At 70.9% G+C, this 7,017-nt stretch carries 5 protein-coding genes and 1 riboswitch; of the genes, 2 read left to right on the forward strand and 3 right to left on the reverse strand.

What is annotated here, in order from left to right:
* Positions 1–5: 5 nt before the first annotated feature.
* On the reverse strand, positions 6–1,142 hold the full coding sequence (locus ACRWNP_RS28940; RefSeq protein WP_431966461.1) for an NlpC/P60 family protein: 1,137 nt from the start codon (positions 1,140–1,142) through the stop codon (positions 6–8).
* Between the two features lie 8 nt (positions 1,143–1,150).
* Positions 1,151–1,309: riboswitch (cyclic di-AMP (ydaO/yuaA leader) on the reverse strand.
* Between the two features lie 222 nt (positions 1,310–1,531).
* Between ACRWNP_RS28940 and pcrA the strand changes: the two genes are divergently transcribed.
* Positions 1,532–3,973: a DNA helicase PcrA gene (gene pcrA / locus ACRWNP_RS28945; protein ID WP_431966463.1), complete on the forward strand. Its 2,442-nt coding sequence runs from the start codon at positions 1,532–1,534 to the stop codon at positions 3,971–3,973.
* A 54-nt stretch (positions 3,974–4,027) separates the two neighbouring features.
* Here the strand turns inward: pcrA and ACRWNP_RS28950 are convergent, their stop codons facing one another.
* The gene (locus ACRWNP_RS28950) at positions 4,028–5,410 is read right to left on the reverse strand and encodes a M23 family metallopeptidase (RefSeq protein ID WP_431966465.1); all 1,383 of its coding nucleotides are present in this window, start codon (positions 5,408–5,410) and stop codon (positions 4,028–4,030) included.
* A 141-nt stretch (positions 5,411–5,551) separates the two neighbouring features.
* Positions 5,552–6,370: an esterase/lipase family protein gene (locus ACRWNP_RS28955; protein WP_431966467.1), complete on the reverse strand. Its 819-nt coding sequence runs from the start codon at positions 6,368–6,370 to the stop codon at positions 5,552–5,554.
* Between the two features lie 241 nt (positions 6,371–6,611).
* On the opposite strand from ACRWNP_RS28955, the gene ACRWNP_RS28960 reads away from it, so the two are divergent.
* Positions 6,612–7,017 (forward strand): cobalamin B12-binding domain-containing protein (locus tag ACRWNP_RS28960; protein WP_431966469.1); only part of this gene is annotated, 406 nt, incomplete at its 3' end.

The raw sequence follows: 7,017 nt of genomic DNA on the forward strand, positions 1-7,017 counted from the left end.
GGGGGTCAGGCCATCCGGGCGTAGCCGTAGATCGGCATCTCCGTGATCGGGGCGATCTTCACCACGGTCCCGGTGTGGGGGGCGTGGATCATCTCGCCGCCGCCGATGTAGAGGCCGACGTGGGTGACGTCCGAGTAGAAGAAGACCAGGTCGCCGGGTTGCAGCTGGTCCGCGCCGACGCGGCTGCCGAAGTCGACCTGGTCGTAGGTGGTGCGGGGGATCGAGACGCCCGCGGCGCCCCAGGCGGCCTGGGTCAGGCCGGAGCAGTCGTAGGAGTTCGGGCCGGTGGCGCCGTACACATACGGCTTGCCCAGCTGGGCGCGCGCGAACTCGATCGCCTTGGCCGCCTTGGCGGCGTAGGTGCCGGACGCCGGGGCCGTCGAGCCGGTGGACGAGCCCGATGAGGCCCCCTCCTTCGCCGCCGCCTCCTGCGCGGCCTTCTCCTTGGCGGCGATCTCCGCGGCCTTCGCGGCGGCCTCCTCCCGGCGCTTCTTCTCCAGCGCCGCCAGCCGCGCCTTCTCCTGGGCGGTGAGGCTGTTCAGCAGCTTCTGCGCCGCGGCGAGCTTCTGCTTGACCGCGGTCTTCTCCGCGTTCAGCCGCTGCTGCGCCTCGGTCAGCCTCTGCAGGCTCTCGACGGCCTCGGCGCGCTTGGCCGTGGTCTCGGCCTGCTCGGAGCGGAAGGTCTCCAGCGCGTGCTCCTGGCGGTCGGACAGGCGGTCCATCAGGTGCGCCTGGTCCAGGAACTGCTGCGGGTCGGAGGTGAGCAGGAAGGTCGTCGTCCCGTCCAGGCCGCCGCCGCGGTACTGCGCCGCGGCGTACTCGCCGATGGTGCGGCGGGCGGCGTTGAGCGTCTCGGTCTTTCGGGCCACCTGGTCGAGCAGCGCGTCGGCGCGCGTGCGCTGCTGCTCGGTCTGCTCCTTGGCGCCGTTGTAGCGCTCGGTGGCGGCCTCGGCCTGGTGGTAGAGCTTGTCGACCTGGGCCTTGACCTCGGTGATGGAGGGTTTGTCGGGTGAGGCGGGCGCCGCGCTCGCGCTCTCGCCGAAGAGAGTGACGGTCGCCAGCGCGGCGGTCGTGAGGCCCACCGCGGTCCGGGGACCGGGGACGGTCAGCGCGCGCGGGCGCGGCTTGCGGTGCGTCGCCAAGTCAGGCGGCTCCTTCCGTGGACCGCCTACCGGGTTAGCTGTCGGGTTCGGGCTTCGGAAGGCCGCCCTACGGTCCGTGCGGGCGCGTCGCGCTCGTACGGACCGATTCACCCCAAGGTCGTTGGGTCCCCGGCTCCGGCGGTCGCCGGACTCAGCGGAGGCGGCCCGTGACGGCACGGTCGCCGCCGCGTGGAGCGGACCGCCTGATCCGGCACGGTAGTCAACTGCGGGGGCCTGTGGGAACCCTGGTGCTCGAATTGTCCGCAATCATTTCGTGACCTTCACCATCCGGGCCGCGAAGGGTCGTGACGGGGACGGGGACGGGGACGGGGTCGGGGTCGGGCAAGCGGCGCAACGCTGTCCGTCCCACGGCCTAGACTCGGGAGGCGATGAGCAGCCTCTTTGACGACAGCTTCCTGGCCGGCCTCGAACCGAGGGAGGAGGAGCCCCCGCCGCCTCCCGAGGACGAGCCCGGCACGGTCCCCGACGACCTCTTCGAGGGGCGCTTCGACGCGCCCGTCGACAGGGACGCCTACTACCGGGACGGCGCCCCCCGCCCGGCCGTCGACCCGGCCGCGCTGCTCGACGGGCTCAACGAGCAGCAGCGCGCCGCCGTCGAGCACACCGGCTCCCCGCTGCTCATCGTCGCCGGTGCCGGTTCCGGCAAGACCCGGGTGCTCACCCACCGCATCGCGTACCTGCTGGGCGCCCGCAAGGTGCACCCCGGGCAGATCCTGGCGATCACCTTCACCAACAAGGCCGCCGGGGAGATGAAGGAGCGTGTCGAGCAGCTGGTCGGTCCGCGAGCCAATGTGATGTGGGTCTCCACCTTCCACAGCGCGTGCGTCCGCATCCTGCGCCGGGAGTCCAAGAGGCTCGGCTTCACCTCCAGCTTCTCGATCTACGACGCGGCCGACTCCAAGCGCCTGATGGCCCTGGTCTGCCGCGACCTGGACCTGGATCCCAAGCAGTTCCCGCCGAAGTCCTTCAGCGCCAAGGTCTCCAACCTCAAGAACGAGCTCATCGACGAGGAGACCTTCGCCGACCAGGCCGAGAACCCGTTCGAGAAGAAGCTCGCCGAGGCCTACGCGATGTATCAGTCGCGGCTGCGCGAGGCCAACGCGCTCGACTTCGACGACATCATCATGACCACGGTCAACCTGCTCCAGGCATTCCCGGACGTCGCCGAGCACTACCGGCGCCGCTTCCGCCACGTCCTGGTCGACGAGTACCAGGACACCAACCACGCGCAGTACACCCTGGTGCGCGAACTGGTCGGCACGGGGAGCGGGGAGGGCCAAGGCGAGGGCGAGGAGCCCGCCGAGCTGTGCGTGGTCGGTGACGCCGACCAGAGCATCTACGCCTTCCGCGGCGCCACGATCCGCAACATCCTCCAGTTCGAGGAGGACTACCCGCAGGCCCGCACCATCCTGCTGGAGCAGAACTACCGCTCCACCCAGAACATCCTCTCCGCCGCCAACGCCGTCATCGAGCGCAACGCCTCCCGGCGGCCGAAGAACCTGTGGACCGAGGCCGGGCAGGGCCCCGTCATCACGGGCTACGTCGCCGACCAGGAGCACGACGAGGCGCAGTACATCGCCGACGAGATCGACCGCCTCACCGACGCCGGCGAAGCCCGCCCCGGCGAGGTCGCGGTCTTCTACCGGACCAACGCGCAGTCCCGTGTCTTCGAAGAGGTCTTCATCCGTGTCGGCCTGCCCTACAAGGTCGTCGGCGGGGTCCGCTTCTACGAGCGCAAGGAGGTCCGGGACGTCCTGGCCTACCTGCGGGTGCTCGCCAACCCCGAGGACACCGTCCCGCTGCGCCGCATCCTCAACGTGCCCAAGCGCGGTATCGGGGAGCGCGCCGAGGCCATGGTCGACGCCCTGGCCTCACGCGAGCGGATCTCCTTCGCCGCCGCGCTGCGCCGGGTCGACGAGGCCTTCGGCATGGCCTCGCGCTCGGTCAACGCCGTCAAGCGCTTCAACGAGCTCCTGGAGGAGCTGCGCACCGTCGTCGACTCCGGCGCCGGCCCCGCCACCGTCCTGGAGGCGGTGCTGGAGCGCACGGGCTATCTGGCCGAGCTCCAGGCCTCCACCGACCCGCAGGACGAGACCCGCATCGAGAACCTCCAGGAACTCGCGGCGGTGGCCCTGGAGTTCGAGCAGGAGCGCACCGAGGAGGAGCCCGGCACGCTCGCCGAGTTCCTGGAGCGGGTCGCGCTGGTCGCCGACTCCGACCAGATCCCGGACGACGACGAGGGCGGCGGCGTCATAACGCTGATGACCCTGCACACCGCCAAGGGCCTGGAGTTCCCGGTGGTCTTCCTGACCGGCATGGAGGACGGGGTCTTCCCGCACATGCGCGCGCTCGGCCAGACCAAGGAGCTGGAGGAGGAGCGGCGGCTCGCCTACGTCGGCATCACGCGGGCACGGCAGCGGCTGTACGTGACGCGGTCGACCATGCGCAGCGCCTGGGGCCAGCCCTCGTACAACCCGCCCTCGCGCTTCCTGGAGGAGATCCCGGAGCCGCTCATCGAGTGGAAGCGCACGGGTGCCTCCGCGGCGCCCTCCGCCTCGGTGACGGCGGCGGCCTCGATGCTGTCGCGTTCCCCGTCGAAGAGCGGTCCCTCCGGTTTCGCGACGCGGCGCACCCAGGACCGCCCGGTCATCTCGCTGGCGGTGGGGGACCGGGTCACGCACGACACGTTCGGGCTGGGCACAGTCGTCGCGGTCGACGGCAGCGGGGAGAAGGCCAAGGCCACCATCGACTTCGGCGACGAGCGGCCCAAGGTGCTGCTGCTGCGGTACGCGCCGGTGGAGAAGCTCTAGCGGTTGCAGTCCCGGTCCCCGTCCCGGTCCCGCGGCGGCGGGACCGGCCGGTGCTCAGCGCGGGTCGATCCCGTGCTTCAGCAGCCACTGCAGCGGGTCGATGGCCGCTCCGCCGGCGGGCCGCACCTCGAAGTGGAGGTGCGGTCCGGTGGAGTTGCCCGAATTGCCGGAGTAGGCGATGACATCGCCCGCCTTGACCGAACCCGAGCGGATCTTGGTGCTGCTCAGGTGGCAGTACCAGGTCTCGGTGCCGTCCGGGGCGGTCACTATCGCCATGTTGCCGTAGGCGCTGTTCCACTGGGTTCGCACGACGCCGTCGGTCGCGGCCATCACCGGTGTGCCGTAGTCCACCGGGAAGTCGATGCCGGTGTGGACCGACATCCAGTTCACGCCCGCCTGGCCGAAGTAGGCGCTCAGCCCGTGCTCCTTGACCGGGAGCAGGAACTTGGGGCGCAACTGCTCCTTGCGGGCCGCCTCCGCCGCCTTCTTCGCGCGCTCCAGCGCCTGGCGCTCCTTGAGGTCGATGCGCTCCTGGTTGCGGCTGGCGCGGTCGGTGAAGTCGTCGACGTCCCGGTTGACCCCGGCGAGCTGCTGGTCGAGCTTCGTGGTCGGCGCGTTGGCGGCCTCGGGGGCGCCGTCGGCCTGGGTGCGGCTGCTGTCGGCGTCGTCGGTGTTGACGGTGACGGCGGCCGCGCAGGCGACGCCCATCACCGCCACGGAGGGGACGGCGACGGTGAGCAGGGCGGAGCGCCGGGCCGGGCGGCGCCTGCGGCTCCCGCCGCCGCTGCCACCGCTGCGCGGGCGGGGCAGGGCGGGCGGGGCTGCGCCGTCATCGGCGCCGCGCTCCGGCTCCGCCTCGGTGTCGTCCTCGGCGGTGCCGCGGGCGTCGTGGGCGTCGTGGGCGTCGGGCTCGTAGGCCTCGTGGGACTCGGCCTCGTAGGAATCCTGCTCGTACTGTTCCGCTTCGTAGTGTTCCGGCTCGTACGGCTCGGCCTCGTACTGCGGGGCGTACGCCCCGGTCCCGTAGTGCACCGGCTGCTCGTAGGCGGCGGTCTCGGGCGTGTGGCCGTGGGCGGCCTCGGGCTCCTCGTAGGCGGCGTGGACCGCCGAGTGCTCGTACTGCGTGTAGTCGTAGGCCGCCGTCGGCTGCGTCTGCGAGGGGTCCAGGTACCAGGTGCCGGTGGTCGCGCCCGTGTGGTCGCCGTAGCCGGCGGTCCCGGCGGCATGCCCCGAGGGCCAGTAGCCGGTCGCGGTGGTGTCGTACGAGAGGGTGGCGTAGGACCCCGTGTCGTAGGCGGGGTACCCCTGGCAGGCGCCGAAGAGTGGATCGTCATCCGCGTGAGCGGCACCCATGGGTGCGTACGAGGCGTCGGAATGCCCCTCGTGCCCATAGCCGCTGTACTCGGGGGCGTACCCCGCCGGATGACGGTCGTTCACCGCTTCTCTTTCGCCTCGGCAGCAGGAGAATTAGCGGCGACTGTATCCCCCAGTAGGCGAGGCCCACAATCTTCGGCGGGTTTCAGGCATCCCCGATGGCTTGTGTTCGATGGCCTTTCGATGCTTATGGGGGCAAGGCCGTCAGGCGGCGTCCACGGCCCCCGACGCCAGTTCCTCACCCAGCAGTGCCTGCCGGACGCCGGCGGCGATGGCCGCGTGGACCGGCATGGTCAGATGGCCGACCCCCGCGACGTGGATGTTGCGGGCGATGAGGTCCGGGTGGTCGAGACGGGCGGCCTCGACCGGGCTCATCAGCTCGTCCAGATCGCTCCAGAACGCCACGAACCGGGTGCGGCAGCCGGGCGCCGGCTTGGCAAGCTCCTCGATCAGGTCGGAGTTGGGCCGCATCTGGCGGACGATCGGGTGCGGGTTCAGCAGCGGCGCGGCCCGCGTCCCGGCGTGCGGGGTGCCCAGGGTGACCACGGTGCGCACCCGCGTGTCGCCGCCCAGGCGCTGGGCGTAGTAGCGGGCGATGAGTCCGCCCAGGCTGTGGCCCACGATGTCGACCCGGCGGTGCCCCGTCTGCTCGCAGATCTGTTCGACGTGGCGCCCTAGGAGGGCCGCCGCCGTACGGATGTCGCAGGTCAGCGGCGAGTAGTTGAGCGCCTGCACATGCGGCCAGCCGTGTCGCCGCAGCGACCGGCGGAGCATCGCGAACACCGAACGGTTGTCCACGAAGCCGTGCAGCAGCAGCACCGGGGGATGGCTCCGGCCCGCGGTGGGGAGGCGGGGCGGTTCCTCGGAGTCACCGGCCGCCGGCTGCGGCCCGCGTTCCTGGAAGATGCCGGTCGGGTAGAGGAAGACATGACCGGTCAGGATGGCGATCTCGATCGCCGCGGCTCGTACGTAGGCCGCCTGGCGGACCAAGCGGTCTCCGACACCGAAAGACAGGACGCCCATGGCCTACCTCCCGTGGGCACACGGAGACGGCCCTGTCCCCCGTGCGCCGAGAACGCGACGGCCCGTGTCGCCTGCCGAACGAAGGGCGACCACGGGCCGAACGCGTTTCTAACGTGAACGTGTCCCATGTGTGATTTCCCCCTCGGGGCCCTTCGTGAAACTGTCCGCACGGGGGATGCTGACGATAACGTTCGTTCACACATGTGCCCGCTGAGCGCAGCAATCGTGTATGGAGGCAGCGATGGGAGTGTCCGGACCGATCCGTGTGGTGGTCGCCAAGCCGGGCCTGGACGGCCACGACCGCGGGGCCAAGGTCATCGCGCGAGCGTTGCGGGACGCCGGCATGGAGGTCATCTACACCGGTCTCCACCAGACGCCCGAGCAGATCGTGGACACCGCGATCCAGGAGGACGCCGATTGCGTCGGCCTGTCGATCCTCTCCGGTGCCCACATGACGCTCTTCGCCAAGGTGATCGAGCTGCTCCGCGAGCGTGAGGCGGAGGACATCAAGGTCTTCGGCGGCGGGATCATCCCCGAGGACGACATCGCCCCGCTGCAGGAGCTGGGCGTGGCCGCGATCTTCACCCCGGGCACTCCGACCACCGATGTCGTCGCCTGGGTGAACGACAACATCCGCCATCCGGCCG

Origin of the sequence: Actinacidiphila sp. bgisy160 (genome assembly GCF_965342435.1) — a bacterium.
Lineage (GTDB): Bacteria > Actinomycetota > Actinomycetes > Streptomycetales > Streptomycetaceae > Actinacidiphila.